This is a genomic window from Janthinobacterium glycogeni, assembly GCF_051380725.1.
Classification (GTDB): Bacteria; Pseudomonadota; Gammaproteobacteria; order Burkholderiales; family Burkholderiaceae_D; genus Janthinobacterium.
In genome coordinates, this window is sequence record NZ_JBNYXP010000010.1 from 102,669 (window position 1) to 118,484 (window position 15,816).

Annotated in this window: 15 protein-coding genes and 1 riboswitch; of the genes, 11 read left to right on the forward strand and 4 right to left on the reverse strand. The window is 63.5% G+C overall.

The window, feature by feature from the left end:
- Nucleotides 1-358 precede the first annotated feature (358 nt).
- From ACQ4W4_RS21665 to ACQ4W4_RS21710, 10 genes are all read left to right on the forward strand, one after another.
- Nucleotides 359-1,411, forward strand: a complete 1,053-nt coding sequence (locus ACQ4W4_RS21665) for a hypothetical protein (RefSeq protein ID WP_436543725.1) — start codon at nucleotides 359-361, stop codon at nucleotides 1,409-1,411.
- Nucleotides 1,408-3,108, forward strand: coding sequence for a single-stranded-DNA-specific exonuclease RecJ (recJ, locus tag ACQ4W4_RS21670; RefSeq protein WP_436543726.1), 1,701 nt, complete (start codon nucleotides 1,408-1,410; stop codon nucleotides 3,106-3,108). The genes ACQ4W4_RS21665 and recJ overlap by 4 nt, the downstream gene beginning before the upstream one ends.
- Before the next feature lie 122 nt (nucleotides 3,109-3,230).
- The gene (locus ACQ4W4_RS21675) at nucleotides 3,231-3,800 is read left to right on the forward strand and encodes an RDD family protein (RefSeq protein WP_436543727.1); all 570 of its coding nucleotides are present in this window, start codon (nucleotides 3,231-3,233) and stop codon (nucleotides 3,798-3,800) included.
- A gap of 17 nt (nucleotides 3,801-3,817) precedes the next feature.
- Nucleotides 3,818-4,231, forward strand: a complete 414-nt coding sequence (gene fos, locus ACQ4W4_RS21680; protein ID WP_436543728.1) for a fosfomycin resistance glutathione transferase — start codon at nucleotides 3,818-3,820, stop codon at nucleotides 4,229-4,231.
- Between the two features lie 274 nt (nucleotides 4,232-4,505).
- A riboswitch (cyclic di-GMP riboswitch) is annotated at nucleotides 4,506-4,592 on the forward strand.
- Nucleotides 4,593-4,675: 83 nt separating this feature from the next.
- The gene (locus tag ACQ4W4_RS21685) at nucleotides 4,676-7,294 is read left to right on the forward strand and encodes a S53 family peptidase (protein ID WP_436543729.1); all 2,619 of its coding nucleotides are present in this window, start codon (nucleotides 4,676-4,678) and stop codon (nucleotides 7,292-7,294) included.
- A 134-nt stretch (nucleotides 7,295-7,428) separates the two neighbouring features.
- Entirely contained in the window at nucleotides 7,429-7,866 is a 438-nt protein-coding gene (locus ACQ4W4_RS21690; RefSeq protein WP_071076812.1) for an MbcA/ParS/Xre antitoxin family protein, read from the forward strand.
- Nucleotides 7,867-7,868: 2 nt separating this feature from the next.
- On the forward strand, nucleotides 7,869-8,576 hold the full coding sequence (locus tag ACQ4W4_RS21695; RefSeq protein ID WP_436543730.1) for an RES family NAD+ phosphorylase: 708 nt from the start codon (nucleotides 7,869-7,871) through the stop codon (nucleotides 8,574-8,576).
- 44 nt (nucleotides 8,577-8,620) lie between these two features.
- Nucleotides 8,621-8,941: a DUF2288 domain-containing protein gene (locus ACQ4W4_RS21700; protein WP_436543731.1), complete on the forward strand. Its 321-nt coding sequence runs from the start codon at nucleotides 8,621-8,623 to the stop codon at nucleotides 8,939-8,941.
- A gap of 107 nt (nucleotides 8,942-9,048) precedes the next feature.
- Entirely contained in the window at nucleotides 9,049-9,321 is a 273-nt protein-coding gene (locus ACQ4W4_RS21705; RefSeq protein ID WP_436543732.1) for a type II toxin-antitoxin system Phd/YefM family antitoxin, read from the forward strand.
- Entirely contained in the window at nucleotides 9,275-9,652 is a 378-nt protein-coding gene (locus tag ACQ4W4_RS21710) for a hypothetical protein (RefSeq protein WP_436543733.1), read from the forward strand. Before ACQ4W4_RS21705 ends, ACQ4W4_RS21710 begins: the two co-directional genes overlap by 47 nt.
- A 56-nt stretch (nucleotides 9,653-9,708) precedes the next feature.
- On the opposite strand, the gene ACQ4W4_RS21715 is transcribed toward ACQ4W4_RS21710, so the two are convergent.
- From ACQ4W4_RS21715 to ACQ4W4_RS21730, 4 genes are all read right to left on the reverse strand, one after another.
- Entirely contained in the window at nucleotides 9,709-10,431 is a 723-nt protein-coding gene (locus ACQ4W4_RS21715) for an ABC transporter ATP-binding protein (RefSeq protein ID WP_436543734.1), read from the reverse strand.
- A 10-nt stretch (nucleotides 10,432-10,441) separates the two neighbouring features.
- The gene (locus ACQ4W4_RS21720) at nucleotides 10,442-12,385 is read right to left on the reverse strand and encodes a branched-chain amino acid ABC transporter ATP-binding protein/permease (RefSeq protein ID WP_436543735.1); all 1,944 of its coding nucleotides are present in this window, start codon (nucleotides 12,383-12,385) and stop codon (nucleotides 10,442-10,444) included.
- A 7-nt stretch (nucleotides 12,386-12,392) separates the two neighbouring features.
- On the reverse strand, nucleotides 12,393-13,283 hold the full coding sequence (locus ACQ4W4_RS21725; RefSeq protein ID WP_010398938.1) for a branched-chain amino acid ABC transporter permease: 891 nt from the start codon (nucleotides 13,281-13,283) through the stop codon (nucleotides 12,393-12,395).
- Between the two features lie 85 nt (nucleotides 13,284-13,368).
- On the reverse strand, nucleotides 13,369-14,526 hold the full coding sequence (locus tag ACQ4W4_RS21730) for an ABC transporter substrate-binding protein (RefSeq protein ID WP_070219975.1): 1,158 nt from the start codon (nucleotides 14,524-14,526) through the stop codon (nucleotides 13,369-13,371).
- Nucleotides 14,527-14,892: 366 nt separating this feature from the next.
- Here ACQ4W4_RS21730 and ACQ4W4_RS21735 point away from each other — a divergent pair, with 366 nt between their 5' ends.
- Nucleotides 14,893-15,801: a hypothetical protein gene (locus ACQ4W4_RS21735; protein ID WP_436543736.1), complete on the forward strand. Its 909-nt coding sequence runs from the start codon at nucleotides 14,893-14,895 to the stop codon at nucleotides 15,799-15,801.
- Nucleotides 15,802-15,816 lie beyond the last annotated feature (15 nt).

A 15,816-nucleotide genomic window follows, 5' to 3' on the forward strand; every position in this document is an offset into this window, starting at 1 on the left:
GAGCGGAAATACGGGGGGCCAGGGCACGATCAGCCTGGCCGCGCAAAGCGGCGAATGTATACATAGGTGGGCTTCCAAGAAGAGACTTGTTAAAAAATGAAGCCGGCAGATCTTGTATACAGTTTCGAGGGACACAGGAGCCAGACGACGCAACCACGCAGCAGGGGGTGATTGTCTTTCCGATATTTAAGTTGTCGCAATTATATCCATTATCTTTTCAAAAGCAAATTAATTTCCCTCAATATCAATAAAATTTTTATAATTTTTTGCACATTGCCAGCACCGCCGGCGTGGCCAGCGCGGGCATGAAAACAGATGCGCCTTCTCGGCCCGCACCACAATCGCCTACAATCTCGGGATGAATCAACTTACCATCGTCCTGCCCTTCGCCTTGCCCAATGCCGAACTGGCTGCCGACCTGCTCAAGGTCCTGCAGGCGCCCGCGCTGGCGGCGCTGCTGTCGCGCACTTCCACTTGCAATTTAGAAACTTTTGACAACGCCAACCGCCTGCTGCCGCACGAAGCGTGGCTGGCGCATGCGCTGGGCCTGGCGCCCGCGCCCAACGGCACGGCGGCGCAGGCGGCCTTCGCAGCCCAAGCCATGCGCGGCTACGGCCTCGCGCCGGAACCGGGCGGCCGCTACTTCCTGCTGCATCCGGCCCACCTGGCCATCGCCCGCAGCCATATCAGCCTGGAAGAGTTGCGCCAGCTCAAGCTGAGCGAGGCCGACGGCCGCGCCCTGTTCGACATCGCCGCCCCGTATTTCGACGAGATCGGCCAGCCGCTCGCGTATGGCGACGCGGGCACCTGGTTCATGCGCGCCGATGGCTGGTCCGACTTGCAGTGCGCCACGCCGGACGCCGCCACCACGCAAGACCTGTCCGTGTGGATGCCGGAAGGCGAGCACGCGCGCGCCGCGCGCCGCCTGCAGAACGAAGTGCAGATGCTGTGGCATGAACACCCCGTCAATGCGGCGCGCGAAGAACGGGGCTTGAAAGCCATCAATGCGTTCTGGATCTGGGGCGGCAGCGTGGCCACGGCGCAAGCGCCTGGCTGTGCGGCCCGCCTGCATACCAAGGCCGCACCGGGCTGGCTGGCCGCGCTGGCGGAACCGGCGCGGCGCGATGCCAGTCCAAACAGTGTGCTGGCGGACCAATCCGACGCGCTCGTCGTGCTGGGCGGCTTGACCGAAGCTGCGCAGGCCCAGGAATGGGGCATGTGGCTGCAACAGCTGCAGGCGCTGGAAGCGGACTGGTTCGCGCCCCTGCTGGCGGCCCTCAAGGATGGCCGCCTGGGCCAGTTGCGCCTGGTGCTGAGCCACCGCGACGCCTGGCTGGACTGCACCACCAGCAAGCATGCGCAGCGCAAATTCTGGCGCGCGATTACCCTGAACAAGTTGAAAGCATCATGACCCGTACCCGCATCGCCACCCGTCCCTGCCCCTACCGCGAATCCGAATTGCTGCGCCAGGGCGGCATCCACCCCGTGCTGGCCCGCTTGTACGCGTCGCGCGGCCTGTCGGACGCGAAAGAACTGTCGATCGAGGCGAAGGACTTGATACCGCCGTCCGGCCTGCTGCACATCGGCGCGGCCGGCGTCTTCCTGGCCGACGCGATTGCCGCCAAGAAGCGCATGGTCATCGTGGCCGACTACGATTGCGACGGCGCCACGGCCTGCGCCGTGGCCATCCGCGGCTTGCGCGCCATGGGCGCCGACGTCGACTTCATCGTGCCCAACCGTTTTGAATACGGTTACGGCCTGACGCCGGAAATCGTCGAGCTCACCGCGCGCGAAAAGTCGCCCGACATCATCATCACCGTCGACAACGGCATCGCCAGCATCGACGGCGTGGCCGAAGCGAACCGGCGCGGCATCCAGGTGGTCGTCACCGACCACCATTTGCCGGCCGACACCCTGCCCGACGCGGCCGTCATCGTCAACCCGAACCAGCCCGCCTGCGGTTTCCCGTCGAAACACCTGGCGGGCGTGGGCGTCGTGTTCTACGTCTTGCTGGCCTTGCGCGCCGAGCTGCGCCGGCGCGGCATCTTTGATGCGCAGACGCAACCCAAGCTCGACAACCTGCTCGACCTGGTGGCGCTGGGCACGGTGGCCGACGTGGTGCGCCTCGATACGAACAACCGCATCCTCGTCGCGCAAGGTCTCAAACGCATGCGCAAGGGCAATATGCATGCGGGCGTGGCCGCCCTGTTCCGCGTGGCGGGCCGCGAAGCGCGCAGCGCCACGCCGTTCGACCTGGGTTTTGCCCTCGGTCCGCGCCTGAATGCGGCCGGCCGCCTGCAAGACATGTCGCTGGGCATCGAATGCCTGATCACGGACGACGAGGGCCGCGCCTGGGCGCTGGCCCAGCAACTGAACGACATCAACCTGAAACGCCGCGAAATCGAGGCGGAAATGCAGGATGCGGCGCTGCTGCACCTCGACGCTTTCGAACCGGCCAACAGCAGCACCATCAGCGTCTTCGATGAATCCTGGCACCAGGGCGTGATCGGCATCGTCGCTTCGCGCCTGAAGGAAAAGTTTTATCGTCCGACCATCACGTTCGCGCCGGGCGCCGACGGCTGGATCAAGGGCTCCGGCCGCTCGATCCCCGGCTTTCACTTGCGCGACGCGCTCGACCTCGTGTCGAAACGGGCGCCGAGCCTGATCGACAAGTTCGGCGGCCACGCCATGGCGGCGGGGCTCACCATCCGCGCCGACGCCTTCGACGCGTTTTCGCAGGCGTTCGAAGCCGTGGGCCAGGCCTGGCTCAGCGCCCAGCAGCTGGAACGGGTAGTGGAAACGGACGGCCCGCTGGAAGACGCGTATTACACGACGGCCTTCATCGAGCTGATGGATGGCCAGGTGTGGGGCCAGGGCTTCGCCCCGCCCGTCTTCTGCGACGAATTTCGCGTCGTCAGCCAACGCATCTTAAAAGAGCGCCATTTGAAACTGCTGCTGGAAAAGAACGGCGTGCGCTTCGACGCCATCTGGTTCGGCCACACGGACGCCCTGGGCGAACGCACAAGGGTCGCCTTCCGGCTCGATGCGAATGAATACAATGGCACGACGAAAGTGCAGTTGATGGTAGAGCATGCTGAACCTGCCTGAGCACGCGGCATGCAGCTGTTGCCCTGCCTCAAACATGCGCCAGATAGTCAACATTCCCCCTAAGTAATAGCGTATCTAGTCATACAGGCAGCCGCCGGTTGCCATGACTGGGAGGAAATCGCATGGAATACGGGGGATTCTGGCGCCGCGTGGGCGCGTTTTTTATCGATACGGCCATCATGCTACCGCTGGTCCTGCCGATCGTTTATCTGGGGCTGCCCTGGAGCCAGTCATTCCTGCTGTACTGGTTTTTGCCCGGTCTGGCGCTCAACCTTGCCTACAATGTTTACCTCGTCAGCCGTTTTGGCGGTACACCCGGACAGTTGCTGTGCAAATTGCGGGTGCGCATGCTCGACGGTGCGCCAGTGACGCGTCAGGCGGCGCTGCTGCGCTATTCCGTAATGCTCACGCTGACAACACTGGCTGCCATCGCGGGCATTATTATTACCTTGCGCATCGATGAAGGCGCCTACGCTGCAATGACCTTCACGCAAATATCCGCCCACATAGCCCGTCTTAAACCCGGCTGGTCTGTGACGCTCGATACGCTGACGCAACTATGGATCTACAGCGAATTCGTGGTGCTATTATTTAACAAGAAACGCCGCGCCCTGCAGGATTTCATGGCCGGCACGGTCGTCGTCAAGCTGCCTGCCCGCGCCGCGCAACCGCTGCCCTCCCCCTCCACCTGAAAGAAAGCCAAACCGTCGTGTTGACCGGCCTGAACCACCTCACCCTATCCGTGCGCGACCTGGCGCGCAGCATCGCCTTTTACCGCGATATGCTGGGCCTGCGCCTGCACGCGCGCTGGGACAGGGGCGCCTACCTGTCGGCCGGAGATTTGTGGCTGTGCCTGTCGCTGGATGGACAGCACGCAGCCGCGCTGGCCAGCCCCGCCTACACGCACTATGCGTTTTCCATTTCCCCGGAAGACTTCGCCGCCTTTGCCGCCCGCCTGCGCGCCGCCGGCGTGCCCGAATGGCAGCACAACCGCAGCGCCGGCGATTCCCTGTATTTCCTCGACCCGGACGGCCACCGGCTGGAAGCCCATGCTGGCAGCCTGGCGCAGCGGCTGGCGGCCTGCCGCGCCGCGCCGTATCCAGGCATGGTGTTCGAGGATTGATGCTTGACACGGCATATTCGTTAAATTCATGAAATTCATTAAACTATCATAAAATACAAGCACCGTTGCCCTGAAAAAACACTGTCTTCCATCGATACCGCTCTGACAAGCTTGTTTTTAATACTTAACCAAGCTGACAAGATTGCCTCCGCCTATAGGCAAATCCACCACATTTCATGGCAAAAATAAAAATATTGATTGGAAATAGTTAACACTTATTTGGCAAATTCACTAGAATTGATAACACATCAGGTAATTTCCAATGATGCATGATCAGTTCTGAGGGCAAACCCGCCGAAAGGCGGGGACGCAAAGCCACCGGCCTACCGCGCGCAAGCGCCATGGCAGCGGGGCTGCCAATGCAGGGCCGGGACCGCCAGTGCGCGGCGCCAGCCTCGATGCATTGTCGAGATGTGGCCCTCGCCCAACTCGGAGAGTTTCGCCATGAAAAAAATCCTTCCCCCACATCCGCGCCACGGGCGTTTGCTGCTGGGCGCCACCGCTGCCCTCCTGCTGGGCGCGTGCGGCCCCGGCCAGGAGACGACGGCGCCGCCCGCCGCCATCGCCACGGCCGCGACACAGTTCAGTGTCGAAGTTCCCGTCATCCCCGCCGGCGTCGGCGCGCTGGTGGCGCAGCCGATGTTCCATGCCGCCCCGGCCCTCCTGGATGCGCCTGACGGGCGCGACAGCGCCAACAGCAGCGGCTCGGCCCACTGGCGTCCGCACTTGCAGAACGTGCCAGGCGCCATGCGGGAAATGACCACGCGCCGCCTGACGGCGCAAAAGATCGCCGCGGCGGAACAGGCGGCGCAGGATATCGCGCCGCAGGGATCCGGCGGCACGAGCGACACCGCCGCACCGATGGCCGGCAGCAGCGTGGTGGCGACCTACTCTCCCGCGCAAATCCGCGCCGCCTACGACTTGCCCGCCCTGCCTGCGGCGGGCACGGCGCTGACGCCAGCCCAGGCGGCCCAGCTGGGTGCCGGGCAGACGATTTACATCGTCGACGCCATGCACAACCCGAACGCGGCGGCCGAACTGGCCATCTTCAACCAGAAATTCGGTTTGCCCGGCTGCGCCACCAAGGCCATCGCCACGAATGCCACCCTGCCATTGCCGCCAGCACCACTGAGCGGCTGCGAATTGTCCATCGTCTACAACACGCCGTCGAGCACGATGACGGCCACCGCGCCCGCCTATAACTCGGGCTGGGCCATGGAAATCGCGCTCGACGTGCAGTGGGCGCATGCCACGGCGCCCCTGGCGCGCATCGTGCTGATCGAGGCGCCCGACGCGTCCGTCAACAGCCTGCTGGGCGCCGTGCGCCTGGCCAACCTGATGGGTCCTGGCGTCGTCTCGATGAGCTTTGGCGCCGCCGAAGGCAGCTGGACGGCCTCCGTCGACAGCGCCTTCACGGGCAAGAACATGAGCTACCTGGCCGCCACGGGCGACTCGGGCAGCGGCGTGTCCTGGCCCTCCGTGTCGCCGAACGTGCTGGCCGTGGGCGGCACCACGCTCAGCTACAGCGGCAGCGGCGTGCGCAGCGAAGCGGCCTGGTCCGGCACGGGCGGCGGCATCAGCGCCTACACGGCATTACCCAGCTACCAGACGGTGATCGTGCCCGGCCTGACCAATCTGCTGCGCCGCAACGTGGCCGATGTGGCCTTCAATGCCGACCCCGCCACGGGCCAGTACACGGCCGTGATGGCGCAGGGCAGCAGCACCGCCAGCTGGCTCAGCATCGGCGGCACCAGCCTGTCCACGCCGCAATGGGCGGGCCTCGTCGCCATCGCCAACGCCAGCCGCGCACTGCAGGCCAAGACGGCGCTCGGCTTGCCGCACAGTATGCTGTACGGCCAGATCGCCACCGTGCCCGGCACCTTTGCCAGCAGCTTTGCCGACATCACGCGGGGCAGCAACGGCACCTGCAGCGTGTGCACGGCCAGAATCGGCTATGACCCGCTGGGCGGCCTGGGCACGCCGAACGTGAAAAACCTGCTGGCCAGCCTGTCGGGCACGCAGATCGCCCCGGCCGCCCCTGTGGTGGCGCCGGCCGGCATCAGCGGCGCGGCCGGCAAGCCGCTGTCGTTCACCGTCTCGGCCACCGCTTCCAATCCCCTCGGCTACACCATGCTGGGCGCGCCGGCCGGCATGAGCATTGCCGCCACGGGCGTGGTCAGCTGGGCCGCCCCCGTCACGGGTACGTATGCCGTGACCATGGTGGCCAAGGATACCGTCACTGGCCTCAGCGGCCAGGGCGTGTACACCATCGTCATCGCCCCCGTCGCGCCGCCCGTCGTCGCCGCCGGCGCCATCGCGGGCAAGGTGGGGACGGCGCTGGCATTCAATGTCAGCGTCACGGCCGCCAATCCCGTCAGCTACGCGCTCGCCGGCGCACCGGCCGGCATGACCATCAACAGTGCCGGCCTCGTGAGCTGGGCCGCGCCCGTGGCCGGCACCTATGCCGTCACCGTGACGGCCACGGACAGCAAGACTGGCCTGAGCGGCAAAGGCCTGTACACGGTGGCCATCGCCGCCCCGCTGCCGCCCGCGGTGACAGTGCCCAGCGTCAGCGGCAAGCCGGGCGTGGCCCTGTCGTTCACGGCCACGGTGGTGGCGCCCAACCCCGTCACCTACAGCCTGTCGGGCGCGCCGTCCGGCATGGCCGTCAATGCCGCCGGCGTCGTCAGCTGGGCCAGCCCCGTGCTGGGCAACTACAGCGTGACCGTCATCGCCAAAGATACGAAAACGGGCTTGACGGGCCAGGCCGTGGCCACGGTGAAAATCGCCGCCGCCGGCCCCACGATCAGCGCCGCCGCCATGACGGGCGTGGCGGGCAAGGCTCTGAGCGGCAGCATCGTGCTGACGGCGCCAGGTGCCACGTCGCTGCGGATCTCGATCGACGGCGCGCCGCTGGGCATGCAGTTTTCCATGAGCGGCCTGACCATCACGGCCTCCTGGCCGCAACCGGTGGCCGGCAGCTATGCGCTGAAGGTCGTGGCGTTGGACAATAATGGCTTGACGGCGCAACTGACGGTGCCGATCACCGTCACGGCAAGATAAACCAGCGTCGCCCGCCAACGGGGCGCAGCGGGACACACGTCCCCTGCGCCCCGTTTTTCATGCGCGGCCGTTGCAATGAATCCCGAAAAGGAGTATAAATAGTCCATAAACAGAGTTTTAACGAAGGACATATCATGAATCTCGCCTATGCCTATCCGAAGAGCCGCTTCGAGCCGGCCGTGCTCGTCGACCTGAACGCCAAAGCCGAGCGCGAACGATTGTCGCAAGCGGCACTGAAGGGTTTTTTCAAGCTGGCCGCCGCGTGGAAACTGCGCGACGACGATGCGCGCGAATTGCTGGGCGGCCTGTCCAGCAGCGCCTGGTACGAGTGGAAGAAGCATCCGGACCGCGTGCTGGAAGTGGACCGCATCACGCGCATTTCCTATTTGCTGGGCATCTACAAGGCCTTGCATATCCTGTACGGCGACAAGCTGGCCGACGAATGGGTGAGCTTGCCCAACAAGAATCCCATCTTCGGCGGCCGCACGCCCCTGTCGCAGATGCTGGCCGGCGGCTTGCTGGCCATGCAGACCGTGCGCAAGCTGCTCGACGCACGCCGCGGAGGGTTGTGATCGTGCCGGCCGCCGCGAATTCCCCCCTGCCGCCGCTGGCCGCCTTGCGCCAGATCGACACCTGCCGCCTGATCCCGTCGCGCTTCGCCGATATGGAGGATTCCGTGCTGGCGCCCCTGGCCGAAGACGACGAGCACCTGCGCGAGCTGTTCGAGCTCGATAACGCGACCAACGCGCGCCTGGTGGCCGAGTACGGCGGCGCGCCAGGAATTGGTGTGGACGAACTGGTTTTTGGCGTGCCGCACTTTCGCATCATCAACGCCGCCTACACGTACGCCCGGCCGGAAGGGGCGCGTTTCAACGATGGCGAGCGGGGCGCCTGGTATTGCGCCTTCGACATGCAAACGGCGCTGGCCGAGATCATTTTCCACAAGACCGTGGAATACCAGGAAATCGACTATTTCGACGACAGCGTCAGCTACCAGTCGCTGCTGGCCGATTTTTCCGCCAGCTTCCACGACTTGCGGGGACAGGAGCGCTATGCGGCTTGCCTGGACCCGGCCAGCTACATCGCCTCGCAGGACCTGGCCGCCATCCTGCTCGAAGCGGGCTCCATGGGCGTCATCTTCCCCAGCGTGCGGCACGCGAGCGGCACCAACCTGGCCTGCTTCCGCCCTGCCCTGGTCGGCAATGTTCGCAAAGGCGCCGCCTATCGGTTAACATGGCAGGGTACGCCGACGCCGCACGTGGAAGCCTTGCCAGGCAAATAAACCGCGCGCATCGGCACCCGACTCACCGCAACCTGATATTTCGCATGCAAACCAATCCTGAAAAAGACACCGAACTGCGCCTCAAAGTCAACAGCGAAACGGCCCGCCTGGCCTGGAGCGAGCTGGAAAAGCACTTCGCCCAGGGCAGCGTCGTCTGGGTCGCCAATGAGCTGGACCTGGTCGAAGTGGCCGTGCGCATCTCGCACGACGACAAGGCCACCATCACGCAATGGATGGTCGATGGCAAGGTCGCCAAGGTGTCGGACCAGCAGGCGCTGGACTGGCAGGCGGCCGATGCCGCGCTGTGGGCCGTCGTCGTCAGCCCCTTCATTCTGGTGCAGCAGGAAAAACCCACCAGACACTGATACTGACAGGCTGCGCTCGACGTAAGGAAAATGTGCGGCCAACTAAATTTAGTACTTAATTTAGTTATCGAATACTATCATCGGTCTGCCTACCTATGGGGGGCGACATGAACTTTCTCAATATTCAACCAATTAGCTACTTGAAGACGAACACCAGCGACGTGGTCAAACAGGTGCTGGAGACGCATGACCCGGTAGCCATCACGGTGAACGGCAGAGTTCAGGCAATTGCTCAAGACCCTGTCAGCTATCAAAAGACTCAAGATCAGCTTGCCATGCTGCGCATCCTTGCTCTCGGCCGCAAGCAGATCGAGGAAGGCAAAGTCATTGATCATGATGACGTTGTCGCTCTTCTGGAAGCTGAAGACGACGACAAGTGATTACGCAAATGAACATCATTGGGACGCAGTACGCCTTAATGATTTGCAAGACATTCGCTCCTATCTGAAGCAGAACGAATCCCTTGATTTTGCCAGGAAGGTGACGCAAGAAATTCTGGCTGAAGTCAATTCTCTCAACGACTGGAACAGTAAAGCTACCGTTGTTCCTGAACTTGACGACCTGCATTTGACGTCTCACCGCCAACTGTTGGCCGGCCAGAAACGCATCATCATCGAGCATGGACATAACGATATCGTTTCCGTTCATATGGTTGCCCATACTGGCCGCGACCTGGAAGCATTCATACGCCGTCGCCTGCTCACTGCGTAATGCGGAGGATGTGACAATGCGCAGCAAGCGCATTGTCGGCGCATTCTCAACTTGCGTCAGTGCCCTCCCCCCAGATACGCCGCGATCACCTTCGGATCGTTCTTTAAGCTCTCGGCCGGGCCGTGCACGGAGATGCTGCCGTTTTCCAGAACGTAGCCGTAATCGGCCACGTTCAGGGCGGCGGCGGCGAATTGCTCGACCAGCAGCATGGTCACGCCTTCGGCCTTCAGGCGCGTGATGATGCGGAAGACTTCCTCCACCAGGATAGGCGCCAGGCCCATCGACGGCTCGTCCAGCAGGATCACTTCCGGGTTCAGCATCACGGCGCGGGCCATGGCCAGCATCTGCTGCTCGCCGCCCGAGAGCGTGCCGGCCAGCTGGTCGCGCCGCTCCTTCAAGCGGGGAAACAGCTCCAGGGCCCTGTCCAGGTCGCCCTTGATGTCGCCTTTCGGGCGCGCGCGCGTAAAGCGGGGGAAGGCGCCCAGCAGCAGGTTGTCCGTCACCGACATCGAGGCGAAGACCCTCCGGCCCTCCGGCGAATGGGCCAGGCCGGCGCGCGCGATCTTGTGCGAATCGAGGCCCGTGACGTCCTTGCCGCCCAGGGTGACGCTACCGGATTTGGGTTTGAGCATGCCGGAAATGGCGCGCATGGTGGTGGTCTTGCCGGCGCCGTTCGAGCCGATCAGGGTCACCAGCTTGCCCTTCGGGACGTCGAGCGAAATGCCGTGCAGGACTTCGACTTTCCCGTAGGCGGCGTGCAGATTATGAATGGTCAGCATGGTCTTCCTCTCAGTGCGCCGCTGGCGCCAGGGTTTCGGCGCTGCCGCCCAGGTAGGCTTCGATCACTTTCGGATCGCTCTGGACAAGCGCGGGCGCGCCCTCGGCGATCTTCTGGCCGAAGTCCAGCACCGTCACCACGTCCGACAGGGCCATCACCACGTCCATGTGGTGCTCGATCAGGATGATGGTGATGCCATGCTCGCGGATCTTGCGGATGATGGCCATCAGTTCCTTGATGTCGGGCGCCGTCAGGCCCGCCGCCGGCTCGTCGAGCAGCAGCAGGCGCGGGTTGAGGCCCAGCGCGCGGCCGATTTCCAGCAGCCGCTGCTTGCCATACGGCAGATTGCGGGCCTCTTCGTTGGCCAGGTCCGCCAGGCCGACGAATTCGAGGATGCTGGCGGCCCGCTCGCGCGCCGCCGTCTCTTCGCGCTTGTAGCGGGGCGTATGCAGCATCACGTCCAGCACGTTTGACTTGAAGGTGTTGTGCAGGCCCACCAGCACGTTTTCCGTGGCCGTCATTTCGCCGAACAGCTGCACGTTCTGGAAGGTGCGCGCCACGCCGCCCAGCGCGATCTCGGACGGCGTGCGGCCGGAGATCACGGCGCCGGCAAATTCCACCTTGCCCGCCGTCGGCTTGTAGATCCCCGTCAGCACGTTCATCATCGTGCTCTTGCCCGAGCCGTTTGGCCCGATCAAGCCATGCACGGAGCCTTGCGTGACGGTCAGGTCCACCTGGTTCAGCGCCTTCAGGCCGCCGAACTGCATCAGGGCCTGATCCACGCGCAGCAAGGTCGCACCCTGTTGCCCGCCCTGGGCGTGGTCGAACGGCGCCACGCCGTGCGAGGCGACGGCTTGCATATGCCGCCGGCCCTTGCCGATAAAGCTCATCAAAAAGCCGACGATGCCATCCTGCAGGTAGTACACGACGAACAGGGTCATCAAACCGAAGATGGTCAGGCGCCAGTCGACCATGTTTTCCAGCTTGTAGGAAAACGCGGCCAGGCCGATGGTGGCGACCAGGGGCACAAGCACGCCGCGCACGGTGGAGCGCTTTTTCGCCAGCATGAAGGCGGAGCCGATCACGCCCAGCACGGCGGCGGACACGGCGATCTTGCGGAACAATTCGATGTCCGACAAGAGGCTCGGCAGCATGACGACGATCAGGGCGCCGATCAGCGCGCCCGAACGCGTCTTGCGCCCGCCCATGATGACGGCCAGCAGGAACAAAATCGTCAGCTCGAAGTTGTAGGTATTGGGCGAGATGTATTCTTCCGAATACGCGTACAGGCTGCCTGCCAGGCCCGCGAAACCGGCGCTGATGACGAAGGCGTAGACCTTGTAGCGGTACACGGACACGCCCATGCAGTCCGAGGCGATGGGACTGTCGCGCAGCGCCTCGAAGGCGCGCCCCAGGTTCGACTTCAGGATGCGGTGCACGACGACGAGCGAAATGACCATCAGCGCGGCCACCATGTAGTAGTACTCCACTTCCGTCAGCTTGTGGCCGAACAGGACGGGTTTGTGGATCTTGATGCCCATCGGCCCTTCCGTCAGGAAGCTCATTTCATTGATCAGGATTTGCACGATGGTGCCGAAAGCCAGGGTCACCATGGCCAGGTAAGGCCCCGTCACGCGCAGGGCCGGCAAGGCCAGGATGGCGCCAAACAGGGCCGCGCCCGCGATACTGGCGGGGATGGCCAGCCAGAACGGCGCCCCCAGCTTGAACACCAGCACGCCCGTGGCGTAGGAACCGATGCCGAACAGGCCCGCATGGCCCAGCGACACCTGCCCCGTGTAGCCGACGACGATATCGAGACCGAACAGCAGGATGGCGTAAATGAGGATGGTCTCGGCCAGGTGGATGTAGTACGGGTTCGGGATAACGATGGGGAACAGCGCGAGCGCGGCCAGGCCCGCCGCGCTCAGCGCCAGCATGGTGATTTTCTTGTTCATGTGGTCCTCAGACTTTCTTGATCGCGGCTTTGCCGAACAGGCCGGACGGCTTGACGGCCAGCACCAGCAGCAAGAGCAGCAGGCCGGGCACTTCCTTGTAGCCGGTGGAAATGTAATAGCCGGTGGTCGTTTCCGCGATGCCCAGGATCAGGCCGCCGACGATGGCGCCCACGCCCGACGTCAGGCCGCCGATGATGGCCACGGCAAACGCTTTCAAGCCCAGCGAGGCGCCCATGGTGGCTCCCGTCAGGGTCAGCGGCGCCACCAGCACGCCCGCGAAGGCCGCCGTGGCCGACGACAGCGCATAGGAAAAGGTGATGACCATGCCCGTGTTGATGCCCATCAGACCGGCCGCGTCGCGGTCGTTGGCCGTCGCCACGACGGCCTTGCCGTAGATCGATTTACGGTTGAATACTTCGACGGCCAGCATGATGGCCAGCGCGCCGACGATGACGGCCACCTGCATCTGCTGCACGTTGGCGCCGAATACCTGGAACGGCGCGGCCGACAGCGGCGACGGGAACATCAGGTCATCCTTGCCCCAGATGTTTTCCGCCACATTCTTGAAAATGATGGCCAGCGCGATGGTCGACATGATCCAGCCGAATTCGGACTTGATCTTGATGGCGGGCCGCACGCCGATCCATTCGACGAACACGCCCTGCAAGGCGCCGAAGACGATGACGATGGGGATCATCAGCAGGTAGCTCATGTAAGGGCCGCCGTGGATGGTGCCCACCAGGGACAGGCCCACGAGCGCGCCCAGCATCAGCGATTCGCCCTGGCCGAAGTTGAGGGTGCCGGACGTGGCAAAGGTCAGCTGGTAGCCGAAGGCGATGACGGCATAGATCATGCCCAGCGCGATGCCGCTGAAGACGAGCTGCAGGAAGATTTCCATGGTGTTCCCCGAAGGATGGGAGATAAAAAAATGGCCAGTCCTGATTCCTCAAGGCTGGCCACTGCGCGGCGAATGTCTGCCAGGCTTATTTCGCGAGGACGACTTTGCCGTCCTTGACTTCGCCGAAGACCGTCAGGTCGGCCGTGATCGCTTCATGGTTGGTCTTGCTGAACGGCTTGTTGTAGGTGGTGACGGCGCCTTCCACCTTCTCGTTCAGGTTTTCCAGCGCGGCGCGCACTTTCGGGCCATCCGTGCCGCCCGCCTGCTTGAAGGCCGCAGCCAGCAGGTAGATGGAATCGTAGCCTTGCGCGGCCGAGACGGCCGACGGCATGCGGCCGCCCGACGGCTTGTAGGCGGCCACGTAGGCGTCGATGAAGGCCTTGCGCTTCGGCGTGCTGGCGTCCTGGATGAAGGTTTGCGGCATGCGCGTGCCATTGCCGTTCTTGCCCGCGTTGTCGATGAAGTTACCCATGGCCAGGGTCCAGCTGCCGATCAGCGGCACTTTCCAGCCCAGCTTTTCCATGCCGTTGGCGATCTGCGCCAGTTCCGGGCCAATGCCATAGGTCAGCACGACTTCCGCCCCCGCCTGCTTGGCTTTCAGCAGCTGGGCCGTCATGTCGACGTCCTTGATGTTGTATTTTTCCACGACAACGGGCTTGATGCCCTTCTTGTCGAGCGCTTTTTCCAGGTCTTCCCGGCCCAGCTGGCCATAGTTGGTGGAGTCGGCCAGGATCGCCACTTTCTTGAACTTGCGGTTCTCGATCGCCTCATGCACGATCATGCCGGACTGGATGGTGTCATTGGCGGCATTGCGGAAGATATAGTTTTCCGGCTGGTCGGCGAACTGCTTGGTGACGATGGAACCCGTCGCCACATTGTTCATGACGGGAATTTTCGCTTCCTGGTAGAAGCGCTGCGAAGCGAGGGCCACGCCCGTGTTGATGTAGCCGACGGTGGCGGCGACCTTTTCCTTGTTGATCAGTTCCTGGGCGATCTGCACGCCGCGTTCGTTCTTCGCTTCGTCATCGCGCTCGATCAGCAGCAAGGAACGGCCCAGTACGCCGCCCTTGGCATTGATTTCAGCGACAGCCAGCTTGACGCCGTCGCGCATCGACACGCCCATCGGCGCGGAACCGCCCGTAAACGGTCCGGACACGCCGATCTTGATGGGGTCGGCTGCGACTGCCGCCTGCGAGAAACCCAAAACCAAACTTGCCACGAGCAATTTCTGTTTCAAATTCATTGTCATCTCCTCTGCTACAACGTTTTAAATGCCACTTATTTTTATAGTCGTACGCTGGATAACCGCCCCATCGATAAATCATTGTAGGTGAGTAAACATGCACCAGCAACAACTACATATGACGCGTCGCAACATGCAGAAAAGAGCCAATTGCTGGCCCGCTGTCAGTCTTTTGTAAGGAAAATATGAGGCAAATTGGAACACACTGCACCATTTGGCAACAGTACTGCCGCCGATGCGGGGCCGCCGGACGACTTCACAGCGTGCTGATCTGACGCAATACTGCCATTGCTCAGCATGCTAACGTCGGCCATGCCAGCGCGTGCGCGCCGGCCCAATCAGCCGCTCCTACAGCATGGAGGCCATATGCAGCGCCCGTCGAACTCATCCTTTTTTCCCCTGCTAACTGGCGCCATCGCCAGCCTGCTGTTGGGCGGCTGCGCCGCCAATCTGGCGCCCGTGCGCACCTTTGCCGAACAGACGCAACAGATGTCGGCCCACTTCGAACCCATGCTGGCAGGCGGCGTCCACAGCTGCATGGACAAGGCCATGCGCAAGCGTTTGATCCTGGCCGAGCGTTTCGATGCGCAAGCCAGCGAACAGGCGGCGCGCGCCGATTGCGCCGCCATCGCGCAGGCCAGCGCGTCGATCGCCAGCCTGAATGACGTCCTGCTGCGCTATGCCCAGACCCTGGCGGCGCTGGCCGATGACAAGCTGCCCGTCTACAAGGAAGAGTTTGCCGGACTCGGCGATGCACTGGGCGGCCTGGCGCAGCCGGGTACCGGCGCGCCCCTGCTCGACACGGACAAGCTGACCAAGGTCGTCAAGTTGAGCGAGCATCTGAGTCGGCTGGCCACGCAGCGTCTGCAGAAATCGGCCTTGCGCGAATTGCTCGACGAGCAGGAAGCCGTCGATATCGTCAGCAATGCGCTCAAGGAGTATGCGCAGCGCAGCTACCGGGCCGGCTTGCAGGATGAATTGCGCGACCTGGACCTGCTGCGCGGCGCCGTCGATAACGCCGCGCCGCGCGAACCGCTGGCCGCCAACTACATCCGCACGCGCTTGCACCTGGAAGGCCGGCAGCTGCAGGAAAGGGAAAAGATCGTCGCCGCGTATGTCGCCGCCGTCGACGCGCTGCAAGCGAGCGTGGCCGCGCTGCGGGCCAATCTCGACCACCTGCAGGCGCCGGAACTGGAGCGGCAGCTGGCGCAATTTTCACGCGACGTCGACACGCTGCAGCGGCAAGCGGCGTTCTATGCCCCCGCCCGCTGGTAAGCGGCGCGCACACAG